The sequence below is a fragment of the Amycolatopsis sp. cmx-4-61 genome (genome assembly GCF_046548775.1).
GTDB lineage: Bacteria > Actinomycetota > Actinomycetes > Mycobacteriales > Pseudonocardiaceae > Amycolatopsis.
In genome coordinates, this window is the sequence record NZ_JAEBEI010000031.1 from 55,250 (window position 1) to 81,528 (window position 26,279).

Consider the following 26,279-nt stretch of genomic DNA (forward strand, 5'->3'; position numbering starts at 1 on the left):
CGATGCGACTGATACTGGGGTTTTTGGCCGCGTTGCTCACGACAGGGCTCACAACAGGGTTCACAACGGGGCTCACGCCCGCGGCTTCCGCGGCGCCAACGGAAAGCCGTCCGGTCTATTCCTACGCGGACGCGATCCGCGAGACGGCGTGGGTGGAGACAAGCACCGACAACGACCACGACGGCAAGCCGGACCGCATCGCCGCCGACGTCATCCGGCCCGCCGCGCCCGTGCGCGTCCCGGCGATCCTCGACGTCAGCCCGTACTACGCGTGCTGCGGCCGCGGCAACGAGCAGCAGAAGAAGACGTACGCGCCGGACGGCACGCCCCGGCAGTTCCCGCTGTTCTACGACAACTACTTCGTGCCGCGGGGCTACGCCGTCGTGCTGGCCGACGTCGGCGGGACGAACCGGTCGTCCGGCTGCTTCGACGACGTCGCTTCCGGCAACGCGGTCGTGGACTGGCTGGGCGGCCGGGCGAAAGCCTTCGACGCCCTCGACGGCGGCCGTCCGGTGACCGCGGACTGGGCCACCGGGGACGTCGGCGCGATCGGCAAGTCGCAGGACGGTGCGACCGCGATCGGGATGGCCGCTTCGGGCGTCGCCGGGCTGAGGACGATCGTGCCGATCGAAGGCGTCGCCGACAACTACGCCCAGGTCATCGGCAACGGCGCACCCTTCGCCACCCCGGAGAACACCGGGTCGTCCTTCACCTACAACGAGCGCGCCGCCGAGCTGTGCAAGCCGTTCGAGGCCGAGCAGAAGGCACGCGCGGGCACGAACGGCGACTACAACGCGTACTGGCAGGGCGCGAACTACGTCCCGCGCCCCGGACAGGCGAGCGTGCTCATCGCCCAGGGCTTCGGGGACTGGGTCGTGGCGCCTAACCAGTTTGCCCGCTACTGGGACGCGCTCGGCCGGGCGGGTGTCCCGCGCAGGGCGTGGCTGAGCCAGGCCGGCCACACCGACCCCTTCGACCTGCAACGGGCGCAGTGGGTCGAGACGCTGCACCGGTGGTTCGACCGGTGGCTGCTCGGCCTGCGCAACGGCGTCGAGCGGGCACCCGCCGTGCACCTCGAAACCGCGCCGGACCGGTGGACCGACGTGCGGAGCTGGCCGCCCGCCACGCTGCCGGCCACGCTCCGCCCGTCGGCCGGCGGCACGCTGGGGCCAACCGGGTCGGGCACCGCCACGGTCGTCGACGATCCCGCCGTCACGCGCGAGCAGTGGGCGGCCGGGGTGTCGGCCGCGCGGTTCACCGGTCCTGCCCTGCCCGCGCCGGTGCGGCTCGCCGGGTCGCCGTCGGTGACGATCACGGCGGCGTCGGACAAGACCGCCGCCCGGGTCGGCGTCGCGCTCGTCGACTACGGGCCGGCCGAGCTGCGCAACACCGCGGAGTACGGCAGCGGCGTGCGCAACCTGGTGACGCGCTCGTGCTGGGGCGCCGGCTCCGAGGGCGACAGCGCGTGCTTCCTCGACACGGCCGCGGACGTCGTTTCCGTCGACCACCGGATCGTCGCGGCGGGGTGGGCGGACCTCGGGCACCACGCTTCCCTGTGGCACGGCGAGCCACTGGTCCCCGGCCGGGCGTACCCGATGACGTTCGGCCTCACCGCGCTCGACCACGTCGTCCCGGCGGGGCACCGGCTCGGGCTGCTCCTCGGCGGCACCGACGGGCTGCTGTTCGACCCGGCGCTGCCGGCCTTCGGCGACACGCTGACGTTCGACCTCGCCCGGACGTCGGTCACCGTCGGCCTTACAAAGCCCGAACACTAGGCGGACGCCGTCCGAACACCGCCCGGCCAGAGTTCTCCCCGTACCCCGGAACGGATACGAGGAGAAACGATGCGAGGAACCACCTGGACGCGGCTCGCGCTGGCGGGCGGCGCGAGCGCGGCCTGCCTGTTGGTCGCGGCGCCGCTGGCGGTGGCCCAGACGGCGCCGATCACGCTCAGCCCCGAGGAGTCGCAGCAGGTCTGCTCGGACTGGGTGCCGAAGCTGCAGAAGAAGGCCGCAAACCTGGAGAAGCGGATCAACGGCGGCCCCGAGGTCAAGGGTTCGGTCGCCAACCTCAAGGCGCGGGCGGCCGACCAGCGGGCAGCGGGACACACCGCCCGCGCCGACCAGCTGGACCAGCGCGCCACCAAGCGGCAGGGCCGCATCGGCGAGCTGGACGCGGCCAAGCAGAAGCTCGACGCCTTCGCGTCCGCGCACTGCAAGCCGGCCGCGCCGTCGACGGCGCCGACCAAGTGAGGGGCGCGAGGGTCGCGGCGGCGGTCGGGGCCGCCGCGCTCATCGCGCTCGGCTGCTCGGCCTGCCGCGACAACCTGATGGGTTCGCCCGGAGAGTCGTCGCCGTCTTCTTCGTCCGCTTCGTCCGCCGACCTGGGCGGGATCGAGTCGACGCTGAACGGCATCGAGTCGGACATGAACAGCGATGGCTCGCCTTGACCGGCTAGCGTCTCCCCTCTGAACGCGGCGGAGACGGGAGCAGGCATGGGGTCACCGGGACGCGGCCTCGTCCTCGTGGTCGAGGACGAGGCCGCGATCGCCGAGCTGGCGGCGCTCTACCTCAAGCGCGACGGCTTCGGCGTGCACGTCGAGGCCGAAGGCGGCCGGGCGCTGGAGGCCGTCCGGCGGCTCAAGCCGGTGGCGATCGTGCTCGACATCGGACTGTCCGGAATGGACGGCATCGAGATCTGCAAGGCGCTGCGCGCGGCCGGGGACTGGACCCCGGTGCTGTTCGTCACCGCCCGCGACGACGAGCTCGACCGGCTGCTGGGCCTCGAGATCGGCGCGGACGACTACCTCACCAAGCCGTTCAGCCCGCGCGAGCTGGCGGCCCGGGTGCGGACGGTGCTGCGGCGCGCCGCGGGGTCCGCGCCGGCCGCGGAGACGTTCGCCGTGGGCGGCGCGCGCGTCGACGTCCTCCGGCGGCGGGCGTGGGCGGGCGACGTCGAAGTCACGCTGACGTCCACGGAATTCGACCTCCTCACGCACCTGCTCCGGCACCCGGGGCAGGTGCTTTCGCGCGACCAGCTGCTGAGCGCCGTCTGGGGGTACGCCGCGGCGGCGGGCACGCGCACGGTCGACGTCCACGTGGCCCAGCTGCGGGCGAAACTGGGGGCGGCGAGCCCGATCCGGACGGTGCGGGGCATCGGGTACGCGGCGGATCCGGCATGAGGATGTCCCTGACCGCGCGGATCACGCTGGTGTGCCTGGCCGTCGCGGGTGTGGCGGTGATCGTCGCGGGGCTGGTCGCGGCCCGCCTGATCCGGACCACGGCGGACAACGTGCTGCAGTCGTCGCTGGCCGCGCAGGCCGACGTCGTCGCGTCGCAGCTGGACGAAACGGGCATCGGCAACCGGCTGGGCGTCGGCAAGGTGGCCGACGTCGTGCGCGGCCAGGGCATCTCGGTGGTGGTCCGGCGCGCGGGCGGGCAGGCGTTCGGGGACGCCATCGCGGTGCAGGCCGCGACCAAGGGTGGCCTCGGCGCGGACGCGTCCCGGCGCGTCACGGTGGCGGCGTCGCAGTACCTGGTCGAGGCCCGCGTGGTCGGCGCGCGCGGGGCGGCGTTCGCCCTGGTCCTGCCCGCGCGCAACGCCGAAGCGACGCAACGGGCGCTGGTGCGCAACATCCTGCTGGCGCTGGGCATCGGCCTCCTGGTGGCCGCGTTCGCCGGGTTCGTCTCGGGCCGGCTGCTGGGCCGTCCGCTGCGCCGGGCCGCGCTCGCCGCGGGATCGCTGCGGGCGGGCCGTCGTGACGTGCGGGTGCCGGTGCAGGGGCCGCGCGAGGTGGCGGAGGTGGCCGGGTCGCTGAACTCGCTGGCCGACGCGCTGGCCGTCAGCGAGGCGCGCCAGCGGGACTTCCTGCTGTCGGTGTCGCACGAGCTGCGGACGCCGCTGACGGCGGTGACGGGTTTCGCGGAGGCGATCGCGGACGGCGTCGCGTCGGGTGACGACGCGGTGCGCGCGGGCCAGACGATCCAGCGGGAGGCCGCGCGGCTCGAGCGGCTCGTCACGGACCTGCTGGAGCTGGCCCGCCTGGGCGCGGACGAGTTCCGGCTGGACATGGCTTCGGTGGACCTGGGTGCGCTGGTGCGCGACTGCGCGGAGGTGTGGCAGCTGCGGTGTTCGCGGGAGTCCGTGGCGCTGTCGGTGTCGGCGCCTGCGTCACCGGTGCCGGTGGTGGCGGACGCCCGGCGGCTGCGTCAGGTGGTCGACGGGCTGGCGGAGAACGCCCTGCGCGTCACCCCCGCCGGGGCACCGATGGTGTTCGCGTTGTCGGTGTCCGGTCCGTCGGCTTCGCTCTCCGTCCGCGACGGCGGGCCGGGCCTGGCCCCGGAGGACTACCCGGTGGCGTTCGAGCGCGGCGTCCTGAACGCCCGCTACCGCGACCGCCGCCCGGTCGGCTCCGGCATCGGCCTGGCCCTGGTCCACGCCCTGGTCACCCGCATGGGTGGGACGTTGACCGCCGGTCCCGCCCCGGAAGGCGGGGCCGCGTTCACCCTCACGTTCCCGCTTGCCCCGCGCTGAGCTGGGCGGCGCGGGCGGTGACGTCCATGAGCGCCCAGTGCTCGACGATCCGGTCGTCGCGGACGCGGATCATGTCCATGCCGGTCACGACGTAGCCGGGGCCGGAGCTGGAGTAGCGGTTCACCGAGAACTCGCCCTCGCTGACGTTCTGCTCGACCTTCACGGCGACGTCGGCCATCTGCTCCCATTTCGCCCGCCAGGCGTCGATGCCGCGGTGGTCTCCGGCGGTGCCGCCGCGGTGGTCGACGACATCGGCGTCGATGAAGGACAGGCCTTCTTCGAAGCGTCCGGCCGTCCAGAGTTCGACCAGCCGGGCGTGGACTTCGGATGGGGTCATGGTCGCCTCCGTTAAGTGGGGATGCCCCCGGTTAGGGTGCCGCTAGACTAACCGGGGAGTTCCCCACTTGACAAGGAGCGCCGATGCCCGCACGAGCCCGCCGGTCCGACGCCCGGGACAACCGCGCGCTCCTGCTGGCGGCGGCTCGCGAGGTGTTCGCCGAAGACGGGCCGGACGCCCCGCTCGACCGGATCGCCCGGCGCGCGGGCATCGGCAACGCGACGATGTACCGGCACTTCCCGAGCCGTCGCGAACTGGTCATCGCGGTGTACGCCGACGAAGTCGCGTCGCTGGCTTCGCGCGCGCGTCTCGACGCGGCCGACCCGGGGGCGGAGTTGTTCGGCTGGCTCGCGGTGTTCGTCGAGCACGTCCGGACCAAGCGCGACCTCGCACTGTCCCTGACCACCCCGGCCGGCGACCACGAGACCCTGTTCGCCCGCTGGCACGAGACGGTCAACGAGACCGCGGCCGCGCTCGTCGCCCGCGCGAAGGCCGCCGGCGCCGTCGAACCGGACACCGACGCGCTCGACCTCCTCCTGCTGGCCACCGGCATCGCCCTCGCCAATGCCCCGGCCCGCACCCCCCGCCTCCTGGACCTGGTCCGCCGCAGCGTGTCGTCCTCCTGATCACGCGTGATGACCCTCCAATCACGCGTGATGCGCGCCGAATCACACGAGTCGACCTTTCGGGTAGGCGAGTCGACCGGTCCGGTACGCGGGACTCGCGTGATCCGGGCCGGAACTCGCGTGATCGGGCGCGAGACTCGTGTGATCCGGGAGGCATCTCGCGTGATTGGAGGGTCATCTCACGTGATTGGAGGGTCATCTCACGTGATTGGGGGGACGACACGGGTGGGCCTTAGGGTCGGGGGATGGAGATGCTGCACCTGCGGTACTTTGTCGCGGTCGCCGAGGAGCTGAACTTTTCCGCGGCCGCGCGGAAGCTGCACATGGCCGCGTCGCCGCTCAGCCAGCGGATCAAGGACCTCGAGCACGAACTCGGGCAGCAGTTGTTCGACCGCAGCACCCACCACGTCACCCTCACCGACGCCGGGGCCGCTCTGCTCCCCCTCGCGCGGGACGTCCTCGAGCAGGTCGGCGCCATCCCGTGGAAGCTGGCCGAGGCGACGCGGCCGCAGCGCAGCACCGTCTTCCTCGGGATGCCCGCCGGGGTGCACCCCGACCTGCGGGAACGCGTCAACGCCCTCGCCGAGCGGGTGAAGCACGCCTACGAGCTCAAACGCTGGCCCGGCACCACCGCCGACCTCGTGCAGGGCGTCCACGACGGCAAGCTCGCCCTCACCCTCGCGCGGCTGCCGGTCACCGACCCGGCCCTGGAACAGCTGCCCGTCATGACCGAACGGCTCGGCGCCGTCGTGCCCGCCGACCTGTTCGCCGGCCGGGATTCCGTCAGCCTGGCCGAGCTCACCGAATTCCCGTACGTGGCCTCACCAGGGGAAATCGTCCCCGCCTATTTCGACCAGCTCGATCACCAATTGCACGAACTGGGCGTGAAGAAGCGCATTCGCTTGACCAACACCGGCTACGGCGGCACGTCCGAAATCATCTCCAGCGGCGAAGCGTTCTCCATTTCCATGCTCGACGCCAGGAGCCCGATGCACGGCTACCGGCTCGACAACGTCATCGTCCTCCCCTTCACGGATTTCCGCCCCCAGCTGGACACCGGCCTGCTCTGGCGGCGTGACCGCACCGACGGCGACCTGCGCGACCTCGTCGACGCCGCAAAAGAGATCTTCGCCGAGCCGCTCAGCAGCTAGAAAAATGGTATGACCACCAGAGTCATACCATTGTTCGCATCATGATCATTCCCTTTCCCGCCACTCGGGCCTACGTTCGGAAGTAGAGAAACTTCCAAGGCGCGAAAGGACGGAAAAGATGACGACCGGACCGCTGGACGGCGTGCGCGTGATCGACCTCTCGACCGTGGTCATGGGCCCGTACGCGGCCCAGATCCTGGGCGACCTGGGCGCCGACGTGATCAAGATCGAGTCCCCCGCGGACACCGTGCGGGTGGGCGAGTACCGCACCACGCCGGGCATGACCGCGCTGAACCTCAACGTCAACCGCAACAAGCGCAGCGTGGCCCTCAACCTCAAAGACGAGACCGAGCGCGAGCAGGCCCTCAAGCTGATCGACACCGCCGACGTGCTGATCACCAACATGCGGCCCGGCGCGCTGGCCCGCCTCGGCCTGAACTACGCCGACGTCGCCGAGCGCAACCCCCGCCTGGTCTACGCCCACGCGCAGGGCTTCCGCGCCGACTCCGACCGCGCCGGGAACGCCGCCTACGACGAGACCGTGCAGGCCTCCTCCGGCCTGGTCGACGTGGCCAACCGGGCGCTGGGCGAGCCCGTCTACCTGCCGACGATCATCGGTGACAAGGTGTCGTCGCTGACCATCGCCTACAGCGTGCTCGCCGCCTTGGTCCACCGCGACCGGACCGGCCGGGGTCAGCGGATCGAGATCCCGATGACCGACACGCTGATCGCGTTCAACCTGGTCGAACACCTCGCCGGGCACACCTTCGAGCCGGCCGAAAGCCCCACCGGGTTCGCCCTGTCGATGACGAAGGGCCACGCCGCGGTCCGCACCAAGGACGGCCTCGCCTGCGTCATCCCCTACAACCCGCAGAACTTCCGCGACTTCTTCGCCGCGGCCGAGCGCCCCGACCTCGCCGAGGACCCGCGCGTGAACGGCGAAGCCATCAACCGCGCCGACAACGAGTGGCTGACCGAGCAGATCGCCGCGTGCGCCCCGGCGCTGACCACCGAGGAGTGGGCCGAGGTGTGCGCCAAGCACAGCATCCCGATGGCCCCGGTGCTGGAGCTGGACAAGGCCCACGAAGACCCGTACGTCCGCGACGGCCACCTGCTCGACACCGTCGAGCACCCGAGCGAGGGCACCATCCGCACGGTCGGCATCCCGGTGAAGTTCTCCGCGACGCCCGGCTCGATCCGCCGCCTCGCCCCGCTGGCCGGCCAGGACACCGCCGAAGTCCTCGCGGAACTCTGAAAAGAAGGCGGAACTCCGAAAGAAGCAAGTCATGAGTGAAGTACGCACCGAGCGGATCGGCAGCACCCTGCTGATCACGATCGACCGGCCCCAGGCCCGCAACGCGGTCAACGCCGCCGTCGCGACCCGGCTGGCCGCCGCTCTCGACGAACTCGAGAGCGACCCCACCCTCCGCGTGGGTGTCCTGACCGGCGCCGAGAACACCTTCAGCGCCGGCATGGACCTCAAGGCCGCGCTCAAGGGCGAATCCCCCGAGATCCCGGGCCGCGGGTTCGGCGGCCTGACCGAAGCCGAGCTGACCAAGCCGCTGATCGCCGCCGTCGAAGGGTTCGCCATGGGCGGCGGGTTCGAACTCGCCCTGGGCTGCGATCTGATCGTCGCCGCCGAAGAAGCGAAGTTCGGCCTGCCGGAGGTCAAGCGCGGCCTGATCGCCGCGGGCGGCGGTGTCATCCGGCTGCCGCAGCGGATCCCGCACCACCTGGCGATGGAGTTCCTGCTCACCGGCGAGCCGGTGACCGGCCGCCGGGCCGGCGAACTCGGCCTGGTCAACCGCGTGACGCCGGACGGCGACGCCGCCGCCGTCGCGCTGCAGCTCGCCGAGAAGCTGGCGGAGAACGCGCCCCTGGCGCTGGCCGCCGTCAAGAAGATCGTGCGCGGCTCGGAGGCGGAAGCCTTCGCCGTGCAGCGTGAACAGACCAAGAAGCTGATGCAGTCCAAGGACGTCCGCGAGGGCATGACCGCCTTCGCCGAGCGCCGCGCTCCGAAGTGGACAGGCGAATGAAGATCGAAGAAGTCCGGCGGCACGTGACCACTCCGCTGACCGCCCCGGCGTTCGCGCCCGTCGTCCCGCGGTTCACCGACCGCGAGTACCTCAACATCGTCTACCGCACCGACGCCGACGCCCTGCGCGCGGTCGTCCCGGAGCCGCTGCAGGTCGAAGAACCGCTGGTGCGCTTCGAGGTCATGAAGATGGGCGACGTCTCCGGCTACGGCCCGTACACCGAGTCCGGCCAGGCGATCGAGGTCAGCTTCGACGGCGAGCGCGGCGAGTACCTGCACGCGATGTACCTCGACAACTTCCCGGCCACCGCGTCCGGGCGCGAGGTCAGCGCGTACCCGAAGACCTCAGGGTCGCCGAAGCTCTATGTCGACAACGGCGTTCTCGTCGGCACCCTGGACTACGGGACGCTGCGGGTGGCCACCGCGACCATGGGCTACAAGCACCACGAACTGGACGCCCGCGAAGCCGAACGCCAGATCACCGTCCCGACGTTCATGCTCAAGACGATCCCCGGCTACGACGGCGCCCCGCGCGTCCAGGAGCTCGTCCGCACCGAGATCACCGACGTCGTGGTCAAGGAGGCCTACACGGCCCCCGCCCGGCTGCAGCTGTTCCAGCACGTCCTCGCCCCGCTGGCCGACCTGCCGGTGCTGGAGGTCGTCTCCGCGAGCCACATCCTCACCGACCTGACGCTCGCCCCGGTCAAGCCGGTCTTCGACTACTTGAAGGGAGCGCAATCGTGAAGAACGCGGCAGTCATCGGCGCCGGCACGATCGGGCTGTCCTGGACGGCGCTGTTCGCCCACCACGGCCTCACCGTCCGGGTCACCGACCCCCGCCTCGACCTGGCCGACGCCGTCTCCGGCGCGCTGAAGACGTTCGCCCCGCACCTCGGCACGACCGCCGAAGCACTCGCGAGCCGCGTGGAGATCGCCCGCGACGTCACCGACGCGGTGAAAGCGGCGGACGTGGTGCAGGAGAACGGACCCGAGAACGTCGAGTTCAAGAAGAAGCTCTTCAAGCAGCTCGTCGAGGAAGCCCCGGCGCACGCGCTGCTGCTGAGCTCGTCGAGCGCCATCCCCTCGACGGCCTTCACCGGCGAAATCGACGGCAGCCGGGTCCTCATCGGACACCCGTTCAACCCGCCACACCTGATCCCGCTGGTCGAGGTCGTCCCCGGCGAGCGCACCAGCGAAGAGTCCGTGCGGCAGGCCGTCGACTTCTACACCTTCCTCGGCCGCACGCCGGTCGTGGAGCGCAAGGAGATCGCCGGGTTCGTCGGCAACCGGCTGCAGAACGCGCTCAGCCGCGAGGCGATCTACCTCGTCGAGCAGGGCGTCGTGACGCCGGAAGACCTCGACAAGGTCATCACGAACTCCCTCGGCATCCGCTGGGCCACGGTGGGGCCGTTCCTCGGCTCGCACCTCGGCGGCGGCCCCGGTGGCTACCGGCACATGGCCGAGCACATCGGGAAGTCCATGAAGCAGATGTGGGCCGGGCTGGGCAACCCCAGCCAGAGCCCCGAAGAGCAGGAACGGCTCATCGAAGCCGTCGAAAAGGCTTACGGCTCCGCCACGTACTCGGAACTCGCCGAGGCGCGCGACCGCAAGCAACTCGCCGTGCTCAACGCAGTGGAGGAGAACTGACATGACCATGGAAGCACTCGAAGGCCAGCTGACCGCCGACTTCTACAACTACGAGACGCTGCTCGGCGACGACGAGCGCAAGCTGCTGGTCAAGGCCCGCGACTTCATGCGCACCGACGTCAAGCCGCTGGTGAACGAGAACTGGGAAGCCGGCACCTTCCCGAAGGAACTCATCGGGATGTTCCGCGACTCCGGCCTCGCGGGCCTGCCCTACGAGGGCTACGGCGAGCACAAGCCGGCCGTCAGCCACCTCCTCACCGGCATGATGGCGATGGAGATGAGCCGCACGGACGCTTCCGTGGCGACGTTCTTCGGTGTCCACAACGGACTCGCGATGTACTCCATCCACTCCGGTGGCAGCCAGGAGCAGCGCGACCGCTGGCTCCCGGAAATGGCCGCGATGGACAAGATCGGCGCGTTCGCGATGACCGAGCCGCTCGGCGGTTCCGACGTCGCCGGCGGGATGCGCACCACCGCCAAGCGAGACGGCGACAGCTGGATCCTCAACGGCGCCAAGAAGTGGATCGGCAACGCGACCTTCGCCGACTACGTCGTCGTGTGGGCGCGTGACCTCGACGACAACCACGTCAAGGGCTTCGTCGTCGAGAAGGGCACGCCGGGCTTCGTGGCGGAGAAGATCCAGGGCAAGACGGCGTTCCGGATCGTCGAAAACGCCGAAATCACCCTGACCGACGTCCGGGTCACGGAGGAGAACCGCCTGCAGGGCATCAACTCCTTCCGCGACGTCGCCGAGATCCTGCGCGCCACCCGCGGCGGCGTGGCCTGGCAGGCACTGGGCGTGATGGTCGGTGCCTACGAGCTCGCGCTCGACTACGCCAAGGAGCGCACGCAGTTCGGCCGTCCGATCGCCCGCTTCCAGCTGGTGCAGGACCTGCTCGTGAAGAGCCTCGGCAACATCACCGCCTCCTGGGGCATGCTGGTGCAGCTGGCCCGCCTGCAGGACGCGGGGATCTTCCAGGACGAGCACTCGTCGCTGGCCAAGGCGTTCGTCACCGCACGCATGCGCGAGGTCGTCGCCTGGAGCCGGGAGATCTTCGGCGGCAACGGGATCGTGCTCGACTACGACGTCGCGCGGTTCTTCGCCGACGCCGAGGCGATCTACTCCTTCGAGGGCACGCGCGAGATGAACACCCTGATCGTCGGCAAGGCGATCACCGGGCAGTCCGCCTTCGTGTGAGTGAGTCAGCGAACCTCGGTTGACCTCAGTTGACCTCAGTTGACCTCAGTTGACGCAGCCGGCGGCCGCACTGGTCGCCGGCTGTTTCGCGTCCGAAGGGCCCGGCGTCGGCGCCTTCGTGCCGGTGGCGGCCACCGGCTTCACGCTGCCGATGGTGTCTTCGCCCGCGGCCCGGACCGCCGGGGTGCTGGTCGCCGTGCGGACGAACTGCTGGACCTGGGCCGGGTCGACCTTGACCGCGTCGCCGTCGGACGGCGTCGGCAGGGACAGGCTCTGCACCGGGATGGTGGCGAACGCGATCGCGCCCGAGGTCATCCCCCGCAGCTGCCGGGCGAAGCTCAGCACGTCCCAGCCCTTGTCGAGCACGACCGAGCCCTGCACCGCATTGACCAGCGAACCCAGCTTCGCCGGGTCGGCGAACGTGCCCGCGCTCAGCACCTTCTTCGCCATCCCGGACAGGAACGCCTGCTGCCGCGCGATGCGGTCGAGGTCGCCGTTGGCCAGGCCGTGGCGCTGCCGGACGAACGCGAGCGCCTGCGCCCCGGACAGCGTCTGCGTGCCGGCCGCGAAGTCCGCGCCGGAGTAGCTGTCGTGCACCGGTGCCTTCAGGCAGACCTCGACGCCGCCGACGGCCTGCGACAGCGCGTCGAAGCCCGCGAGGTTGATCGCCGCGTAGTGGTTGATGGTCAGCCCGGTGAACTTCTCGACGGTCTGGATCGCCGTCCGCGCCCCGGCCTCGTTCGCCGCCACCTCCAGCTGCGCACCGGAGAGCCCCTGGGCGCGCAAACCGGACATCGAGGCGTTCTTGCCGCGGCTGTAGGCCGAATTGATCTTGTGCTTGCCGTACCCGCCCGCGATGTCCACATAGGAATCGCGCGGGATCGAGATCGCGGTGGCCGCGGCGCCGCCCGCCGGGATGTGGACGACGATCATCGTGTCGGTCGTGTCGCCGCCGTCGTCGCCGCTTCCGGCGTGCAGTGCGTCGAGCACGTTCTGTGGCAACGGGTTGCCGTACGCGTCGGTCCGCGCGTCGATCCCGACGAGGAGGAGGTTCTGGGCGACCTTCAGCGGCTCGCCGGGCGGGGTGTCGTCGGTGCCCACCTGCGCGGCCGGCGGGATGACGTCGGCGGTGGCGATGCCGGCGTCCAGGGTGCTCAGCTGCGTCCACAGGTAGCCGGTGGCGCCGAGCACCACCGTCGAGACGACGCCGAGCGCGACGCGGCCGCCGATCCGGCGCCCTCGCGACGACAACAGCACGGCTTTCCCCTTGCTTCCCACAGGCGGTTCCCTCCTGTCCAGGGTCACCGCGTTAGCTGGGATTAAGCTGAGAAAGTTGTCGGAAAGCTGTGACGCTGCCCGATCGGCCGAGCGGAATCCGGCCGCAGGGCCGGTTTTGCCACGCACGGTAGGGAAACGCGCACGGGGCGGTGCTGTGGTCCTGGCCACAGCCGGGAAACTATCGCGTCAGCGCGGCAGTTTGCGCCAGATCGCGCGCGGCAGCAGGCGCATCGCGAAGAAGACCGGACGGAGTACCCCGGGCACCCAAACGACCTCGCGGCCGCGGCGCAGCGCCGCGACCGTCGCTTCGGCGACCTGGTCCGGGGTGCTGGAAAACGGCGCGGGCGCCATGCCTTCGGTCATCCGGCCGATGACGAAACCGGGGCGGACGAGCAGCAGCCGGACGCCGGATCCACCGCGTTTCCGGGGGTCGGGGTGGCGGAGCCCCCGGCCCGAGGCGGAGCCACGGTTGGCACTGTGCAAGGCGTCGGCGAGACCGCTCGCGAAGCCGTCGAGACCCGCTTTGGCGGAGCCGTAGACGTAGTTCGCGCGGCGCACCCGCACCCCGGCCACCGACGAGAAGACGACGAGCCGGCCGTGGCCCTGCGCGCGCAGCAGGTTCGCGGCGTGGGTCAGTACGCCGACCTGGGCGACGTAGTCGGTGTGCACGATCGCGGCGGCGTGCGTGGCGTCGCGCTCCGCGCGGGCCTGGTCGCCGAGGATGCCGAAGGCGAGCACGACGGTGTCCAGCGGCCCGTGCTCGGCCGCGATCTTCTCCAGGAAGGGCCCGTGCGCGGCGAGGTCGTCGGCGTCGAACTCGGCTGTTTCCACCGTCTCGGCGCCGGCCTCGCGCAGCGCGGCGACCTCCCCGGCCAGGTCCGCCCCCGGCCGCGCGGCCAGCACGAACCGCCGTACGTCCCCGCTGACCAGGCGTTTCGCCACGGCCAGGCCGATCTCGCTGCGTCCGCCGAGTACCAGCACCGTTCCGCTCACCGCAGCAGTCTGGCAGGGCGGATGCGCTAGCGTGCCGGGGTGGGGCACGCTCAGGACTTCGAGACGCTCGTCGAACGGCACCGCCGGGAGATCCAGGTGCACTGCTACCGGATGCTCGGTTCCGTGGCCGACGCCGAAGACCTCACGCAGGAGACGTTCCTGCGCGCGTGGAAGGGCCGCGACGGCTTCGAGGGCCGGGCGAGCGTGCGGACCTGGCTCTACCGGATCGCGACGAACGCGTGCCTCGACGTCCTCGCCCGCCGTCCGCGGCGCGTGCTGCCCGACCAGCTCGGCCCGGCCGGGGAGCCGGACGGGCCCATCGCGGCCGTCGACCTGCCGTGGCTGGAGCCGTACCCGGACCGGCTGCTGGAGGGCGCGGCCCCCGATGAAACCGGTGCCGTCGTCATCGAGCGCGAAACCATCGAGCTGGCCTACCTGGCCGCGCTCCAGTACCTGCCGCCGCGTCAGCGGGCGGCGCTGGTCCTGCGGGACGTGCTCGGCTGGCCGGCGAAGGAGACGGCGGCGGCGCTGGACACGAGCGTCGCGTCGGCCAACAGCGCGTTGCAGCGGGCGCGGGCCACGTTGCGTGAGCGGTTGCCCGCGCGGCGTGCGGAGTGGACGGTCGGCGAGCCGTCCGCCGAGGAAACGGCGCTGCTGAAGCGGTTCATCGCCGCGTACGAGGACGGTGACCCCGCCGCGGTCGCCCGGCTGCTGCACCAGGACGCCCAGGCGATCATGCCGCCGTACCCGTTGTGGTTCGGCAACCGCGCGTCGATCGTCCGGGCGCTCTCGCTGTCGATGGACCCGGCGTCGCCGCACTGCGTCGGGCGGTTCCGGATGCGGCCGGTGCGGGCGAACCGCCAGCCCGCCGTGGCCACGTACCTGCGGCGCCCGGAAGAGCACGATCACCGGTGGTTCGGGGTCACGCTCCTCACCATCGAGGACGGGCTGATCACGGCGATGGCGGCGTTCGAGTCCGCCACGGCGGCGGCGTGGGGGCTGCCCGAGACGTGGCCGGAGCACGAGCCCGCGTAAAAGATGCAAAGCGGCGCATGGATATCGCGCGGTGAAAAAAAGCCCGGGTGGGTGATTCACGGGGAATCACCCACCCGGGCCCGCACTCGGCCGGAATCGGATTTCTTCGGCGATTCGGTGCTGGTGCTCGAGTCCGCCGGGAAGAGGTCACCGGGCGGTGCGTCAGGCTGCTCGGTGCCGCTCGGGCGCGGTGCGCACCAGCCGGCGGCGTTCGTCCGCGGTGGTGCCGCCGAAGACGCCGTGGTCAAGGCCGTTGTCGAGCGCGTAGCCGAGGCATTCGGCGCGCACGGGGCAGCGCGCGCACACGGCCTTCGCCTGCGCCGTCTGCCGGGCGCCGGGGCCGACCTCGGAGATCGGGAAGAACAGTTCCGGGTCCTCGTCCTTGCAGGCCGCGAGTTCCGCCCAGCCCGTCATCGTGGCTTCCATTTCCTTCGTTCACCTCCTTCTCTTACTGCTTCCCATTGTTGGGGCGCGTCAACCGACTTAACGTCGGCGGACGCGCGAGCGTATCCGCCTGGGTCAAGGGGGTTTTGGCTTCGGTCCCCGGCTCACCCACCGGGCAACCAAGACTGCAACACACGAGCTTACGCCTTTCTTCCGGGGATCTCGATGTCGATCACGTCACCCGATCGGCGAAGTCCGCGAGCCGCCGACCGCCACCGGGCCGGTCGTCACCGGTCCGCTTCCATGTTGTCCGGAAGGGGTTTCCGGGCCGGGAGTGATCGAAACGCGGCGGTTCGTGACGGCGTCGACGGCGTGTCCGAATCCGCCGCTCGCCCCGCCGCTCGTTCGCCTCCGCCGCCGGCGATCACGAACTGTCACCGTGGCAACGCGGACCATTACTCCTACCGAGTAGTCTTGACCGAATCGTTACACGTAGCGGTCACCTCAGCGCACCTGTCCCTGTGAGGGCGAGGGGTGGTGGGTTCCGTGTGCGGTCACGACGAGTTCGACGCGTTCTTCCGCGCCGACTTCCCGGCCCTCGTGGCGTTCCTCTGCAAGGCCGGGTTCGAGGTCGAAACGGCGCGGGACGTCGCCGCCGAGGCGATGCTGCACGCGCTGGAGGCATGGCCGGTCGTCGAGGACCCGCGGGCCTGGGTGCGCCGGGTCGCCGGGCGGCTGATCGACGCGCCGGGTGACGCGCGGGCGGACTGGACACTGCCGGGCGACCCGCGGGACGACGAAGAGCTCGCCAGCCTGGTCGACCAGCACGCGGGGCTCATCGAGCTGCTCGCGTCCCTCCCGGGCAAGCAGCGGATGGTGCTGGCGTGGTCGCTCGACGGGTTCACGCCGTCGCAGATCGCGGAGGCGCTGCGGATCGCGCCCGCGACCGTCCGGTCCACCCTCCGCCACGTGCGGGAACGCCTCAGGCGAGTCCGGGCCGCGCGGCCCGGTGACCAGAGGGACAGGGAAAGGTGAGCGAAATGCCGGCAACCGAGTACGGGGATCGGGTGATCACCGCGCAGCTGCGGGAGTCCAACGCCGCCTTGCACGACTCGCTGCGCGCCGGGCTCGACGTGGAGGGCACCCTGCTGCGGGTGCGCAGCCGGGCCCTGGTCCGGCAGATCGCCGCGGCGCAGCCCGCCGAAGTGTTCCCGCCGCACTGGCGGCGCCACGACGAGCCGGTCGCCGCCGCGATCGCCGGGGACGACGCCGCGACCGCCCGCCTGCTGGCCACGATCCGGCCGCTGGTGGTGCGTTACTGCCGCGCCCGCGTCGGACGGCACGAGCGCTCGTTCGCCTCGGCGGACGACGTCGCCCAGGAGGTGTGTCTCGCGGTGCTCACGGCGCTGCCGTCGTACCACGACCAGGGCCGCCCGTTCCTGGCGTTCGTCTACGGGATCGCCCAGCACAAGGTGGCCGACGCCCACCGAGCGGCGGCCCGCAACCGCGCCGACCCGGTCCCGGAGATCCCGGACGGCATCAGCGAGGCGGTCGGGCCGGAGCAGCGGGTCCTGCGGTTCGAGCTGAACGAGCGGCTGGCCCGGCTCCTGGACGTGCTGCCGGCCAAGCAGCGGGAGATCGTCGTCCTGCGGGTGGTGGTCGGGCTGTCGGCGGAGGAGACGGCCGCGGCGGTGGGGTCGACGCCCGGGGCGGTCCGGGTGGCCCAGCACCGCGCGCTGGGCCGGCTGCGGAGGCTGCTCACCGGGGAAGAGAGCTAGCGGGGCGGGTTCGGCCTGCTCACCGCCGGACCCGCTCGAGGATGAACTCCGCCAGCGCCGCGGCCGGCCCTTCCATCGACTCGCGGGCCAGCAGCATGAACTCGATGTCGCCCGGTTCCGGCAGGCCCTCGAGCTCCGTCAGGTCCGCCGGGACCAGGCTGCGCGCGTGCAGCGTCACGCCCAGGCCCGCCGCCGCGGCGGCGCGCAGTCCCGTGAGGCTGGAGGTCTGGCAGGCCGCGCGCCATTCGAGGCCCGCTCGCTCCAGGCACTCCACCGCCAGCCGGCGGGTGATCGACGGCAGCGGGTACTGCACCAGCGGCACCGGCCGGCCCGGCTCCAGCACGGTCGCGGCCGAGCCGATCCAGACCAGCGGCTCCCGCCAGAGCAAGCGGCCGTGGTGCGCACCCGGGCGGCGCTTGCCCAGCACCAGATCGAGCCGGCCGGCGCGCAGGCGCTGCGTCAGGACGTCCGACAGCTCGACCGTCAGCTCGACGTCCACCAGCGGGTGACTGTCGCGCAGCCGGTGCAGGATCTCGGGCAGCGCGCCGAGCGCGAAGTCCTCGGAGACGCCGAAGCGCACCCGGCCGCGCAGTTCCGCGCCGCGGAAGTGGCGCTGGGCGCGCTCTTCGGTGTCGACGACCGTCTGCGCGAACCCGAGCATCGCCTGCCCGCGCGCGGTCAATTCCACCGTGTGGGTGTCCCGGGCGAACAGCAGCCCGCCCGCGTCGCGCTCGAGCCGGCGGACGTGCTGGCTCACCGTCGGCTGGCCGACGCCCAGCCGCCGCGCGGCGGCGGTGAAGCTGCGCGTCTCGGCGACGGCGAGGAACGAACGGCACAGGCGGGGCTCCAGCACCCGCCCGACCCTATCGCGATTCGCGATGACAGTCAGTCCGGTCATCGGGGTTCCGAATGAGCACGTGCCCGCCGAGAATGGCTGTGGAAGGAGATCCATGTCCCGGTTCCGGCTCGACCCGTTCGTCCTCGCGATCCTCGCCACCGTCGGCGTCGCCACCCTGCTGCCCGCTTCCGGCGCGGTGGCGAGCGGCTTCGGTGCGGCCACCACGCTGGCCGTCGGCCTGCTGTTCTTCCTGTACGGCACCCGTCTGTCGACGCAGGAAGCCCTCGACGGGCTCCGGCACTGGCGGCTGCACGGGGTGGTGCTCGCGGCCACGTTCGTCCTGTTCCCGCTGCTCGGCCTGGCGCTGTTCCTGCTGCCGTCGTCGGTACTGCCGGCGCAGCTGGCCGCCGGGGTGCTGTTCCTGGCGGTGCTGCCCTCGACCGTGCAGTCGTCGATCGCGTTCACGTCGATCGCCCGCGGCAACGTCGCGGCCGCGATCTGCAGCGCGTCGCTGTCCAACCTGGCGGGCATCGTGCTGACGCCGCTGCTGGTGGCGCTCCTGCTGGCGGGCGACGGCGCCGGCGTCGACGGCTCGGCGGTACTCGGGATCGTCCTGCAGCTGCTGGCGCCGTTCGTCGCCGGCCAGCTGGCTCGCCGCTGGATCGGCGGCTGGATCACCCGCCACGCCGCGCCGCTGAAGCTGGTCGACCGTGGGTCGATCCTCCTGGTGGTCTACACGGCGTTCAGCGCGGGCATGACCGAAGGCATCTGGCACCGGCTCGACGTCGGCCACCTCCTCGTGCTCGTCGTCGTGTGCTGCGTGCTGCTCGCGGTGGTGCTGGCCGCCACCGGCTGGGCCGCCCGCCTGCTGGGCTTCGCCCGCGCGGACCGGATCACGATCGTGTTCTGCGGGTCGAAGAAGAGCCTGGCCAGCGGCCTGCCCATGGCGACGGTGCTGTTCGGGCACGCGCAGGTGGGGCTGATCGTGCTGCCGCTGATGCTGTTCCACCAGATCCAGCTCGTCGTGTGCGCCACGCTGGCGCGCCGGTACGCCGCCGCGCAGGAGCGGGAGCTCGTGCCGGCCTGACCGATGAGTTTTCCGGGCCGGTCCCGTCGGTACGGGGTGACGTCCCCGACCCGGAAGGCAGCTCCGTGGCCAAGCTCCTGTACCACATCACGATGTCCCTCGACGGTTTCGTAGCGGGCCCCGCCGACGACATGACCTGGCTCGCCGGCCTGCCCGCCGAGCCGAACCCGGTCGTCGAGCGGTTGCTCGGCGGGATCGGCGCGGTGCTGATGGGCCACCGCACCTACGCCCCGGCGACCACGGCGGAAGGCCGGGTGTACGGCGGGCGCTGGCAGGGCCCGATCTTCGTGGTGACCCGCGACGCCGCGCCGTCGGACGGCTACACGCTGGTCGAGCGGCTCGGCGACGCGGTGGCGGCGGCCTCGGCCGCGGCCGGCGACGGTTACGTCGCGGTGCTCGGCGCGACGACCGCGCGGCGGTGCCTGGAAGCCGGGCTGCTCGACGAGGTCCTGGTCCACGTGGCGCCGATCCTGCTCGGCGACGGCGTCCGGCTGTTCGACCACCCCGGCGGGACCCGGGTGCGGCTGGACGCCGTGGAACTGAGCCACGCCGGGCCGATCACCAACCTGTGGTACCGGGTTCCCGGTCACCCCACCAGGGCGTTCTTGTAGAAGAGGTTGGCGTAGCGGTTGGTGTTGTCCATGCTGCTGCGCGAACCGAAGCCGAGGAACAGGCGCGTCTCGCCGTCGGCCGTGCGGTAGACGGCCAGGCCCTCGGGTTCGCGGTAGACGAGCGTCGAGCCGGCCCGGGTGATGTCCCGGTCCTGCACCGTGCCGGTGTTCATGTCGATGCGTGTCACGTAGGAGTCGATGTCGGCGGCGTCGGCGTGCCCGGAACCGTCCAATGTGTACAGACTGCTGCCGAGGATGGTGTAGCCCTGGAAGACGACGCTCGACGTGCTCAGCGCGGGCTGCGGGAAGTGCACCAGCGGCGTGGAGAAGTCGCCGGCGGCGGCGCTCGCGAGCGGGTAAACGCTGTACCACATTCGGCCGCCTTCGCTGCGGCGCACGGCGAGCCGCCGGTACACCGGGTCGGTGGCGCAGGTGATCGTCTGGCTGCCGGTGAGGAACTTCTTCATCGACGGCGTGCCGCCGTTGACGAACTTGAAGCGCGCCAGCGCGGTGCCGCGGGCGTCACTGGTCGTGCCGTCGGCGTCGCACTCCATCCAGATGTAGGACGCGGTGCCGACCGGCTCCACACCGATCGACACGCCGTGCCCGGCGTGGGCCACGTGCATCGAGCCGAGCACCTCGCCGCTGAAGTTCAGCTGGTTGACGCAGAGGTCGTCGCCGGAGGTGCCGTTCTGCGCCTGCACGACGAAGAGCCGCCGGTTCACGTTGTCGAAGGCGAAACCCTGCATGACGTGGTGCGACTCGTGCAGCATCTTGCTGCGGAAGAGGTCCGAGGACGGCTTCGTGATGTCGATGTAGGGCGACACCGGAATACCGTCGTCCGCGGCGGCGGTACCGGTGAGCAGGCCACCGGCCCCGAGCGCGACGGCGGTCGCGGCTCCGGCGCGGAACAGCGAGCGGCGGGAAAGCGCTCTCGAGGTGATGCACGGGACGGGGTTCTGCGACACGGGGCTCGCCTCCTGGTTCGGACGTCGGGGACAGCTTCCGCCGGCGGCGTACAGAAGACGTACAAAGCGGGATACACGCACACCACCCCGAGGGCCCTGGTTCCACCGGACCGGCGGCGGGAGCTGAGCGGAATCCGCGGCGTTCGCCCTGTCCGCCAAGGCTTTCCGTCACCGCGGGCGGGGCGAAGGTTTCTTTCCCAGTTCTTCCGCGAAAATCGTGTCGACACGCGAATTCGCGCGCCGCAGGGCTCGGACGACCGTCCGGACCAGGTAGGCGACCGCGAACACGAGCAGCAGGACCAGGCCGATGACCGCGGGGTTCGCCACGACGACCTCCCGGTATGCGTGTGCGAGGTAGCCCAGGCCCGCCCCCGCCGTGAACGCGTCCAGCCACGCCAACCGAATCGCCCGGGAGCGGGACGAGGTGGCAATGGCCATCTTTTCCTCCCGCCGTTCCGGTCAGCGGTGACGCCCTTGCAACCTAGACGAGCGTGCGCCGGTCGGCGGGCACTTCGACCTGTTTGGCCTACCGGGTCTGCCCGGATGGCCCCTGTGATAACTTGAAGCTGACTGAGTGTTCTGTGCAGGTGCAAACCTCGTGCCGCCGCTGCGCCGAGGTGAGGGGGCGGTAGCTCAGTTGGTTAGAGCAGGGGACTCATAATCCCTTGGCCGCGGGTTCGAGCCCCGCCCGCCCCACCCTTCGTCTTCACGCGAAACGTCAGCCGGTGCAGAGGCAGCGCTCGCACGCCTCGACGAAGACCTGCACCGCCCGGCGCTCGTCCGCCGCCCGCCAGACGACCGCCAGTTCGCTGGGCGTGAGGCCGGTGACGCGGCGGCACGCGATGTCGTCCCGCTGGTAGATCTGCGCGTTGCCCGCGGAAAGCAGGAGCGCGCCCAACCCCGAACCCACCGCTTCGAGGGATTCTTCGGCGGTTTCCGCCTCGGCGACCACTCGCGCCGGCGTCGGGCGCTGGTCGTTCCCCAGCCAGAACTCGCGAAGCGGCCCGGCCGTGCGCGGCAACGCGATGAACGGCTCGCCGGCCAGCTCGCCCAGCGGCACCGCTTCGCGCGCGGCCAGCCGGTGACCGGCGGGCAGGGCGACCCAGCGGTCCTCGGTCGCGACGACCTTCCGTGCGAACTCCGCCGGGACCGGCAGCCAGGCGACGGCCACGTCGACCTCGCCACCCGCCAGCCCCACGGTGGGGTCGCTCCACGGGATCTGCCGGAACAGCAGCTTCCACTCCGGCAGCGCCGTCGCCATCCTCGCCGTGACGTTCGGGATGAGACCGCGGCCGATCCGGGTGTGGAACCCGACCGTCAAGGTCGTCCGCCGGGCCGCCGCCACCTCGGCGAGCGCGCTCTGCGCGTCCTCCCACTGCCGGATGATCCGCTGGGCCTGCGGCAGCAGCGCCGCGCCCGCCGCGGTCAGCGCGACCGTGCGGTGGTCCCGTTCGAAGAGCGGCACCCGCAGCGACGTCTCCAGGCGGCGGATCTGCTTGCTCAGCGACGGCTGGGCGATGAACAGCCGTCCGGCGGCCCGGGTGAAGCTCAGCTCCTCCGCCACCGCGACGAAGTACCGCAGGTCCCGGACGTGCACATCCATAGCCCCAGGCTATAGCGGCCGGTCTTGGACGCCCGCCGCCGGACGGCCCGACGATGGGCTGCGCACCGACGACGGCGAAAGGCGAGGAACATGCAGCTGGGAGTTTCGGGACTGAACGCCAAGGCGACGCTGGGCCCGGCCGAGACGGTCCGGCTGGCACGGCTGGCCGAAGACCTCGGCTACGCGTCCTGGTGGGCGGGTGATCACGTGGTGCTGCCCAGCCCGCGGGTGCCGGACTCGCCGATGGAGCCGACCGACCCGATCCTCGATCCGCTGGTGCACCTGTCCTACGTCGCGGCCGTCACCGAACGGCTGGAACTCGGCACCGGGATCGTGATCCTGCCGCAGCGCCACCCGCTGGTGCTCGCCAAGCAGGCGGCGAGCCTCGACGTGCTCAGCGGCGGCCGCCTGCTGCTCGGCGTCGGCGCCGGCTACCTCGAACCGGAGCTGCGCGCGCTCGGGGTGGCGATGGCCGAGCGGGGCAGACGCACCGACGAATACCTCGATGCCATGACCGCGCTCTGGACCGACCCGGCACCGGCGTACGACGGCGAGTTCGTCGCGTTCCACGACGTCGACGCGCACCCGAGGCCGTCGCGGCCCCGGATCGTGGTCGGCGGACACAGCCCGGCGGCGTTCCGCCGGGCGGTTTCCCGCGGTCACGGCTGGTTCGGCAACGGCGGGCTCGCCGACCTGCCCCGCCACCTCGCCGGCCTCCGGCGGGCCGCGGAGGAGGTCGACCGCCCGGCCCGGCTGGGCCGGCTGGAGATCGGCTACCTCCCGCTCGACCCGGTGGAGGTGGACGCCCGCGCGGCGGAGAGGTACGCGGCCCTCGGAGTGGACCGGCTGGTGGTGTACCCACTGCCGCTGGAGGACCCGTCCGAGGTGGCCCGCTTCCTGGAGCGGCACGCCACCCTGCGGTGGTGAGCGCGGCGGATCGCGTTGGCGGACGCCGCCGGGGGCCCGGCCACCCCCCGCGCCACAACGCACCCGGCCACCGGATCACCCGGCCAGGCGACCCGCACCCTGCCTAGGGCCCGCCGCCTGCCTAATGCCCGCCGTGGCCGGGCATGCCCGGGTGGTGGCCCGAGCCGCCGGAGTGCATGTGGAAGCGGCTCACTCGGCGGGTGCACCACGAACGGCCGCATCATGCCCTCGTGGTCGAGGATGTGGCAGTGGTACATGAACTCGCCGGTCGCGTCCTCGAAGCGGCCGGCGACGCGGATCCACTCCCCCGCCCACAGGTTGAACGTGTCCTTCCAGCCCTCCTCGTGCTTCTCGATCGCGGCGCCGGCGGCCGGTACGGGCATTCTCTTCGGCCAGGTGCCACGCGCGATCCAGTGGTCCGGGACGCGTCCGGCGGCGGCCAGCAAGGAGAGGAGGACGACGCCGGCCGCCTTCGCCGCGTCCAGCACCCCGTCGATCCCGGCCGGCTGGGTGTACAGGAAGAGTTTCTCCACGCCGTGCAGGCTTGCCGGAACGTCTCGGGTTCGGCCAGGTCCGCTCGGTGGACTTCGACGCCCGCCGGCACCAACAGGTCTACGACGTTTCGGCCGACGTTGCCGGTCGCGCCGGTCACCAGGATCGTCATGTTTTCCCCAGGTGGCTTGGCTTGCCGAGCGCCGCGTTCCGCAGAACGTCCATTGTGGACGTCAACGGGCTTCGCCTCCGGTGAGCAAGCATCAGCCAGCCACCCGGTGCCGTCGACCGTCGTCGAACGGCCGGGAGCCGCCACCGGCGGTTCCCGGGCAGCTCAGGCGATGTCCGGGCCCGGCAGCCACCGCAGTCCGTGGGCGTACCCGAGCTGCGGCGCGGCGAACTCCTGCGCCACCTCGCAGGCGCCGTCGAGCGGCAGCGGCTCGCCCGGCTGCGGCGGGTCGGCGAGCACCGACGGCGGCACGCGATCCAGGCGCCACACCACCCGCGGCGGCCGCCGCGGGTCGAAGCGGACGCGCACGTCGAACGACTCGCACGTCACCAGCGGCACGAACACGTACGACGGCCGGATCGGGAAGCCGTCCCGGATGCGGTACTCCAGCGAGTACGTGTGGCTGTCACCGCGGGAGAGGGCCCGCGGCAGGTCGAGCAGCCAGCGGAAGTGCCGCTGGCCCTCGCGGTTGCCGGGGCCGATCCTGACACCGTGGCGGGCGTCCACGGCGACGTCCCGCTCGCCGTCGCGGCCGTCCTCGGTGCGCGGGACCGTGAACTGCGCGGAGATCCGGTCGAGGCCGTCGCGCGTGGCGACGATCAGCCGTTCCTCGGTCACCTGCGGCTCGGCGGTGTCGAGCCGGACGAGCACCTTGAGCCGCTTCACGAACCAGCCTTCGCGCGGATCGGGCGCACCGCCCGGCCGCGCACCGGCTTCGATCTCGGCGGCGAGCCGGGCGAACGACCGGTCGACCCGGCGCCGGGCCGTGCGCTCGGAGACGCGGAGCTGGTCCGCGAGGACGCCGATCCGGGCGCTCAGCAGGGCGTGCTGCGCGCCGGGGGCGATGCCCAGCGCGACGTTCACCGCCAGCTTGTCGTCGTCGGGGAATTCCGCGATCGCGGCGGAAATCGCTTCGCGGAGAACGCGCCGCGCATCGCGGTCGCTCGTCGTCCGGTGGATTTCGCACCAGCCGGAAACGAGCGGCCCGAGTCGGCTTCGCAACCGCTCGGCCTCCAACCCCCAGCCGCGCCGCAAGGTGGTCAGTTCCCGGAGCAGCCCGTTCTCGTTCGCCATGGGATTCTCATTGTGACACGCGGACTTCGCGGCGATCGGCGGCACCGGCTCCGCCGATCAGGTGATTCCGCGGTGGCCAGGAATTGGCCAGTTCCGCGGTATTTCGGCCCGCGTGCGGCCTTTTCCCATTCGCGTGCTGCCCGACCATTTTCCCGTCGACCCGCCCGTCGGCATCGGGGAGGAAAGGGTGCTCGACACGACCGGCCCGGCCGACGTCGCCGGGGTCCGGCGGCTGGCCCGCGACGGCCTGCTCGCCGGCTCGGCGGCGGCCGCCCGCCCCCGCGCCCTCGCCCGCTTGCGCGGCGGGGTCTACACCGTGGCGTGGCCGCTGGTGTTCACGCGGATCACCAAGCCGCTGGAGCACCGGCGCCGGCACGCGGACTGCGCCCGCGGGCTCGCCTGGCTGCGGCCCGACTGCCTCGACCGCTTCCACGACGACGTCGAGGCGGTGGTGGAGCACGCGCTGCGGCGCGCGACGGACCCGATCGAGAACCTCGAGGGCTGGCTGGCGACCCGGCTCACCCCGGCGACGGTGGACGCGCACCGGCGGCGCCGCGGCGAAACCGGGGCGCTGCAGCGGCCGCGCCTGCCGGCGTGGCTCGGCCAGGCGCTCGGCGGTGACCCGTGGCTGTGCGACCTGGCGGTGCAGCTGCTGGTGTGGGTGGGCGTGCCGGCGACGGCGGGCGCGGAGCTGTGGCCCCTGGACGGCTGGGCCGCCCGGCGCGCCGAGGTCACGGGCGAGCCGGTGGCCGGGCGGGACACGCTCGAGCGCGAGGTCGAGCAGGTCCTGGCGGCCATGCGCACCCGTCCGGCGTGGCACGCCGAGCACGTCGAGCGCCCGCTGGGCTGCAAGCAGGCGCCGGTCGCCCCGATGCCGGCGGAGCTCCCGGCACTGGAACTGGTCGGCGCGCACGAGCTGGCGGACGCCCGGCTCGCCGGACTGGCCGAGCAGGCCCTTGAGGCGATCGAGGCCCGGCTGAACCGCGGCGAGGCCCCGGCGGAGGCGGTCACGGCGGTGGTCACCACGGTGTTCGGCGAGCAGTCCCCGGCCAACCCGGCGAGCGACGACTGGCTGGCGGCGGCACTGGCCGACCCGGAGCGGCTGGACGGGATCGTGGCGACGGTGCTGGAGATCCTGGGCCGCTGAGCTCCGGACTGCGCGCGCCCGGACCGCCTCCCGCAACTTCCGCCCGCTCCGCTCAGCCCCCGGCAAGCGCCCCAAGGCGGCCTTGGGTGCATCTCACGCACCGAAGGCCACCTTGGGTGCGCCTCACGCACCGAAGGCCACCTTGGGTGCGCCTCACGCACCGAAGGCCACCTTGGGTGCGCCTCACGCACCGAAGGCCACCTTGGGTGCGCCTCACGCACCGAAGGCCACCTTGGGTGCGCCTCACGCACCGAAGGCCACCTTGGGTGCGCCTCACGCACCGAAGGCCACCTTGGGTGCGCCTCACGC

At 71.9% G+C, this 26,279-nt stretch carries 28 protein-coding genes, 1 tRNA gene and 1 pseudogene; 20 read left to right on the top strand and 10 right to left on the bottom strand.

The genetic code is table 11. From position 1 onward, the window contains the following. The first annotated feature begins 2 nt into the window (after positions 1–2). The 5 genes from ACLJOU_RS44300 (at position 3) to ACLJOU_RS44320 (ending at position 4,533) form a co-directional block, all read left to right on the top strand. Positions 3–1,775: a CocE/NonD family hydrolase gene (locus ACLJOU_RS44300; protein WP_410575287.1), complete on the top strand. Its 1,773-nt coding sequence runs from the start codon at positions 3–5 to the stop codon at positions 1,773–1,775. A 69-nt stretch (positions 1,776–1,844) separates the two neighbouring features. After that, entirely contained in the window at positions 1,845–2,252 is a 408-nt protein-coding gene (locus ACLJOU_RS44305; protein ID WP_410575288.1) for a hypothetical protein, read from the top strand. Continuing rightward, a complete protein-coding gene (locus ACLJOU_RS44310; RefSeq protein ID WP_410575289.1) occupies positions 2,249–2,449 on the top strand; it encodes a hypothetical protein in 201 nt (66 codons plus the stop codon). The genes ACLJOU_RS44305 and ACLJOU_RS44310 overlap by 4 nt, the downstream gene beginning before the upstream one ends. Before the next feature lie 45 nt (positions 2,450–2,494). Continuing rightward, positions 2,495–3,181 (top strand): response regulator, encoded by a 687-nt coding sequence (locus tag ACLJOU_RS44315; RefSeq protein ID WP_410575290.1) that lies wholly within the window; start codon positions 2,495–2,497, stop codon positions 3,179–3,181. Beyond that, complete coding sequence (locus ACLJOU_RS44320) at positions 3,178–4,533, top strand: sensor histidine kinase (RefSeq protein ID WP_410575291.1); 1,356 nt, start codon at positions 3,178–3,180, stop codon at positions 4,531–4,533. The genes ACLJOU_RS44315 and ACLJOU_RS44320 overlap by 4 nt, the downstream gene beginning before the upstream one ends. Here the strand turns inward: ACLJOU_RS44320 and ACLJOU_RS44325 are convergent. Next, positions 4,508–4,870 carry a nuclear transport factor 2 family protein gene (locus ACLJOU_RS44325; protein ID WP_410575292.1) on the bottom strand — a complete coding sequence of 121 codons (363 nt, stop codon included), beginning with the start codon at positions 4,868–4,870 and terminating at the stop codon, positions 4,508–4,510. The genes ACLJOU_RS44320 and ACLJOU_RS44325 overlap by 26 nt on opposite strands. Before the next feature lie 83 nt (positions 4,871–4,953). Between ACLJOU_RS44325 and ACLJOU_RS44330 the strand changes: the two genes are divergently transcribed. The 7 genes from ACLJOU_RS44330 to ACLJOU_RS44360 all read left to right on the top strand — a co-directional run bounded on the left by ACLJOU_RS44330 (position 4,954) and on the right by ACLJOU_RS44360 (position 11,526). After that, entirely contained in the window at positions 4,954–5,496 is a 543-nt protein-coding gene (locus ACLJOU_RS44330; RefSeq protein WP_410575293.1) for a TetR/AcrR family transcriptional regulator, read from the top strand. Positions 5,497–5,741: 245 nt separating this feature from the next. Beyond that, on the top strand, positions 5,742–6,647 hold the full coding sequence (locus tag ACLJOU_RS44335) for a LysR family transcriptional regulator (RefSeq protein WP_410575294.1): 906 nt from the start codon (positions 5,742–5,744) through the stop codon (positions 6,645–6,647). A gap of 118 nt (positions 6,648–6,765) precedes the next feature. Next, positions 6,766–7,902, top strand: coding sequence for a CaiB/BaiF CoA transferase family protein (locus ACLJOU_RS44340; RefSeq protein ID WP_410575295.1), 1,137 nt, complete (start codon positions 6,766–6,768; stop codon positions 7,900–7,902). Positions 7,903–7,933: 31 nt separating this feature from the next. After that, a complete protein-coding gene (locus ACLJOU_RS44345; protein WP_410575296.1) occupies positions 7,934–8,683 on the top strand; it encodes a crotonase/enoyl-CoA hydratase family protein in 750 nt (249 codons plus the stop codon). Continuing rightward, the gene (locus tag ACLJOU_RS44350) at positions 8,680–9,426 is read left to right on the top strand and encodes an acetoacetate decarboxylase (RefSeq protein WP_410575297.1); all 747 of its coding nucleotides are present in this window, start codon (positions 8,680–8,682) and stop codon (positions 9,424–9,426) included. The genes ACLJOU_RS44345 and ACLJOU_RS44350 overlap by 4 nt, the downstream gene beginning before the upstream one ends. Beyond that, positions 9,423–10,328: a 3-hydroxyacyl-CoA dehydrogenase NAD-binding domain-containing protein gene (locus ACLJOU_RS44355; RefSeq protein WP_410575298.1), complete on the top strand. Its 906-nt coding sequence runs from the start codon at positions 9,423–9,425 to the stop codon at positions 10,326–10,328. The genes ACLJOU_RS44350 and ACLJOU_RS44355 overlap by 4 nt, the downstream gene beginning before the upstream one ends. A gap of 1 nt (position 10,329) precedes the next feature. Beyond that, positions 10,330–11,526: an acyl-CoA dehydrogenase family protein gene (locus ACLJOU_RS44360; protein WP_410575299.1), complete on the top strand. Its 1,197-nt coding sequence runs from the start codon at positions 10,330–10,332 to the stop codon at positions 11,524–11,526. A gap of 45 nt (positions 11,527–11,571) precedes the next feature. On the opposite strand, the gene ACLJOU_RS44365 is transcribed toward ACLJOU_RS44360, so the two are convergent. Further along, positions 11,572–12,783, bottom strand: a complete 1,212-nt coding sequence (locus tag ACLJOU_RS44365; RefSeq protein ID WP_410575316.1) for an LCP family protein — start codon at positions 12,781–12,783, stop codon at positions 11,572–11,574. Between the two features lie 207 nt (positions 12,784–12,990). Then, positions 12,991–13,797 carry an SDR family NAD(P)-dependent oxidoreductase gene (locus ACLJOU_RS44370; RefSeq protein ID WP_410575300.1) on the bottom strand — a complete coding sequence of 269 codons (807 nt, stop codon included), beginning with the start codon at positions 13,795–13,797 and terminating at the stop codon, positions 12,991–12,993. A gap of 39 nt (positions 13,798–13,836) precedes the next feature. On the opposite strand from ACLJOU_RS44370, the gene ACLJOU_RS44375 reads away from it, so the two are divergent. Then, a complete protein-coding gene (locus tag ACLJOU_RS44375) occupies positions 13,837–14,832 on the top strand; it encodes an RNA polymerase subunit sigma-70 (protein WP_410575301.1) in 996 nt (331 codons plus the stop codon). Between the two features lie 162 nt (positions 14,833–14,994). Here the strand turns inward: ACLJOU_RS44375 and ACLJOU_RS44380 are convergent, their stop codons facing one another. After that, positions 14,995–15,258 (bottom strand): WhiB family transcriptional regulator, encoded by a 264-nt coding sequence (locus ACLJOU_RS44380; protein WP_410575302.1) that lies wholly within the window; start codon positions 15,256–15,258, stop codon positions 14,995–14,997. A gap of 504 nt (positions 15,259–15,762) precedes the next feature. Here ACLJOU_RS44380 and ACLJOU_RS44385 point away from each other — a divergent pair. Next, positions 15,763–16,251, top strand: coding sequence for an RNA polymerase sigma factor (locus ACLJOU_RS44385; RefSeq protein ID WP_410575303.1), 489 nt, complete (start codon positions 15,763–15,765; stop codon positions 16,249–16,251). A gap of 170 nt (positions 16,252–16,421) precedes the next feature. Next, positions 16,422–16,994: an RNA polymerase sigma factor ShbA gene (gene shbA, locus ACLJOU_RS44390; RefSeq protein WP_410575317.1), complete on the top strand. Its 573-nt coding sequence runs from the start codon at positions 16,422–16,424 to the stop codon at positions 16,992–16,994. 19 nt (positions 16,995–17,013) lie between these two features. Here the strand turns inward: shbA and ACLJOU_RS44395 are convergent, their stop codons facing one another. Next, a complete protein-coding gene (locus ACLJOU_RS44395; protein ID WP_410575304.1) occupies positions 17,014–17,847 on the bottom strand; it encodes a LysR family transcriptional regulator in 834 nt (277 codons plus the stop codon). A gap of 97 nt (positions 17,848–17,944) precedes the next feature. Between ACLJOU_RS44395 and ACLJOU_RS44400 the strand changes: the two genes are divergently transcribed. Together ACLJOU_RS44400 and ACLJOU_RS44405 are read left to right on the top strand one after the other, a co-directional pair. After that, positions 17,945–18,919 carry a bile acid:sodium symporter family protein gene (locus ACLJOU_RS44400; protein ID WP_410575305.1) on the top strand — a complete coding sequence of 325 codons (975 nt, stop codon included), beginning with the start codon at positions 17,945–17,947 and terminating at the stop codon, positions 18,917–18,919. Positions 18,920–18,984: 65 nt separating this feature from the next. Then, positions 18,985–19,530: a dihydrofolate reductase family protein gene (locus ACLJOU_RS44405; RefSeq protein ID WP_410575306.1), complete on the top strand. Its 546-nt coding sequence runs from the start codon at positions 18,985–18,987 to the stop codon at positions 19,528–19,530. Here the strand turns inward: ACLJOU_RS44405 and ACLJOU_RS44410 are convergent. Then, positions 19,506–20,498, bottom strand: coding sequence for a teichoic acid biosynthesis protein C (locus tag ACLJOU_RS44410; RefSeq protein WP_410575307.1), 993 nt, complete (start codon positions 20,496–20,498; stop codon positions 19,506–19,508). The two genes, ACLJOU_RS44405 and ACLJOU_RS44410, sit on opposite strands and share 25 nt — an antisense overlap. A gap of 168 nt (positions 20,499–20,666) precedes the next feature. After that, positions 20,667–20,936 (bottom strand): hypothetical protein, encoded by a 270-nt coding sequence (locus ACLJOU_RS44415; RefSeq protein ID WP_410575308.1) that lies wholly within the window; start codon positions 20,934–20,936, stop codon positions 20,667–20,669. A gap of 184 nt (positions 20,937–21,120) precedes the next feature. Here ACLJOU_RS44415 and ACLJOU_RS44420 point away from each other — a divergent pair. Beyond that, positions 21,121–21,194: transfer RNA gene (locus tag ACLJOU_RS44420), tRNA-Ile, on the top strand. A gap of 22 nt (positions 21,195–21,216) precedes the next feature. On the opposite strand, the gene ACLJOU_RS44425 is transcribed toward ACLJOU_RS44420, so the two are convergent. Then, positions 21,217–22,101, bottom strand: coding sequence for a LysR family transcriptional regulator (locus ACLJOU_RS44425; RefSeq protein ID WP_410575309.1), 885 nt, complete (start codon positions 22,099–22,101; stop codon positions 21,217–21,219). Between the two features lie 90 nt (positions 22,102–22,191). On the opposite strand from ACLJOU_RS44425, the gene ACLJOU_RS44430 reads away from it, so the two are divergent. Then, complete coding sequence (locus ACLJOU_RS44430) at positions 22,192–23,028, top strand: LLM class F420-dependent oxidoreductase (RefSeq protein ID WP_410575310.1); 837 nt, start codon at positions 22,192–22,194, stop codon at positions 23,026–23,028. A gap of 257 nt (positions 23,029–23,285) precedes the next feature. On the opposite strand, the pseudogene ACLJOU_RS44435 reads toward ACLJOU_RS44430, so the two are convergent. Together ACLJOU_RS44435 and ACLJOU_RS44440 are read right to left on the bottom strand one after the other, a co-directional pair. After that, positions 23,286–23,411: pseudogene (locus ACLJOU_RS44435) on the bottom strand (hypothetical protein); the annotation flags it as partial. Between the two features lie 443 nt (positions 23,412–23,854). Continuing rightward, positions 23,855–24,823 (bottom strand): hypothetical protein, encoded by a 969-nt coding sequence (locus ACLJOU_RS44440; RefSeq protein WP_410575311.1) that lies wholly within the window; start codon positions 24,821–24,823, stop codon positions 23,855–23,857. Positions 24,824–25,010: 187 nt separating this feature from the next. Between ACLJOU_RS44440 and ACLJOU_RS44445 the strand changes: the two genes are divergently transcribed. Next, on the top strand, positions 25,011–25,970 hold the full coding sequence (locus ACLJOU_RS44445; RefSeq protein ID WP_410575312.1) for a hypothetical protein: 960 nt from the start codon (positions 25,011–25,013) through the stop codon (positions 25,968–25,970). Positions 25,971–26,279 lie beyond the last annotated feature (309 nt).

Bases quoted from the DNA above. Each gene is read 5' to 3' on its own strand.
- ACLJOU_RS44300 (WP_410575287.1), top strand. From the start codon at position 3: ATGCGACTGATACTGGGGTTTTTGGCCGCGTTGCTCACGACAGGGCTC.
- ACLJOU_RS44305 (WP_410575288.1), top strand. From the start codon at position 1,845: ATGCGAGGAACCACCTGGACGCGGCTCGCGCTGGCGGGCGGCGCGAGC.
- ACLJOU_RS44315 (WP_410575290.1), top strand. From the start codon at position 2,495: ATGGGGTCACCGGGACGCGGCCTCGTCCTCGTGGTCGAGGACGAGGCC.
- ACLJOU_RS44320 (WP_410575291.1), top strand. From the start codon at position 3,178: ATGAGGATGTCCCTGACCGCGCGGATCACGCTGGTGTGCCTGGCCGTC.
- ACLJOU_RS44325 (WP_410575292.1), bottom strand. From the start codon at position 4,870: ATGACCCCATCCGAAGTCCACGCCCGGCTGGTCGAACTCTGGACGGCC.
- ACLJOU_RS44330 (WP_410575293.1), top strand. From the start codon at position 4,954: ATGCCCGCACGAGCCCGCCGGTCCGACGCCCGGGACAACCGCGCGCTC.
- ACLJOU_RS44335 (WP_410575294.1), top strand. From the start codon at position 5,742: ATGGAGATGCTGCACCTGCGGTACTTTGTCGCGGTCGCCGAGGAGCTG.
- ACLJOU_RS44340 (WP_410575295.1), top strand. From the start codon at position 6,766: ATGACGACCGGACCGCTGGACGGCGTGCGCGTGATCGACCTCTCGACC.
- ACLJOU_RS44345 (WP_410575296.1), top strand. From the start codon at position 7,934: ATGAGTGAAGTACGCACCGAGCGGATCGGCAGCACCCTGCTGATCACG.
- ACLJOU_RS44350 (WP_410575297.1), top strand. From the start codon at position 8,680: ATGAAGATCGAAGAAGTCCGGCGGCACGTGACCACTCCGCTGACCGCC.
- ACLJOU_RS44360 (WP_410575299.1), top strand. From the start codon at position 10,330: ATGACCATGGAAGCACTCGAAGGCCAGCTGACCGCCGACTTCTACAAC.
- ACLJOU_RS44380 (WP_410575302.1), bottom strand. From the start codon at position 15,258: ATGGAAGCCACGATGACGGGCTGGGCGGAACTCGCGGCCTGCAAGGAC.
- ACLJOU_RS44400 (WP_410575305.1), top strand. From the start codon at position 17,945: ATGTCCCGGTTCCGGCTCGACCCGTTCGTCCTCGCGATCCTCGCCACC.
- ACLJOU_RS44415 (WP_410575308.1), bottom strand. From the start codon at position 20,936: ATGGCCATTGCCACCTCGTCCCGCTCCCGGGCGATTCGGTTGGCGTGG.
- ACLJOU_RS44425 (WP_410575309.1), bottom strand. From the start codon at position 22,101: ATGGATGTGCACGTCCGGGACCTGCGGTACTTCGTCGCGGTGGCGGAG.
- ACLJOU_RS44430 (WP_410575310.1), top strand. From the start codon at position 22,192: ATGCAGCTGGGAGTTTCGGGACTGAACGCCAAGGCGACGCTGGGCCCG.
- ACLJOU_RS44440 (WP_410575311.1), bottom strand. From the start codon at position 24,823: ATGGCGAACGAGAACGGGCTGCTCCGGGAACTGACCACCTTGCGGCGC.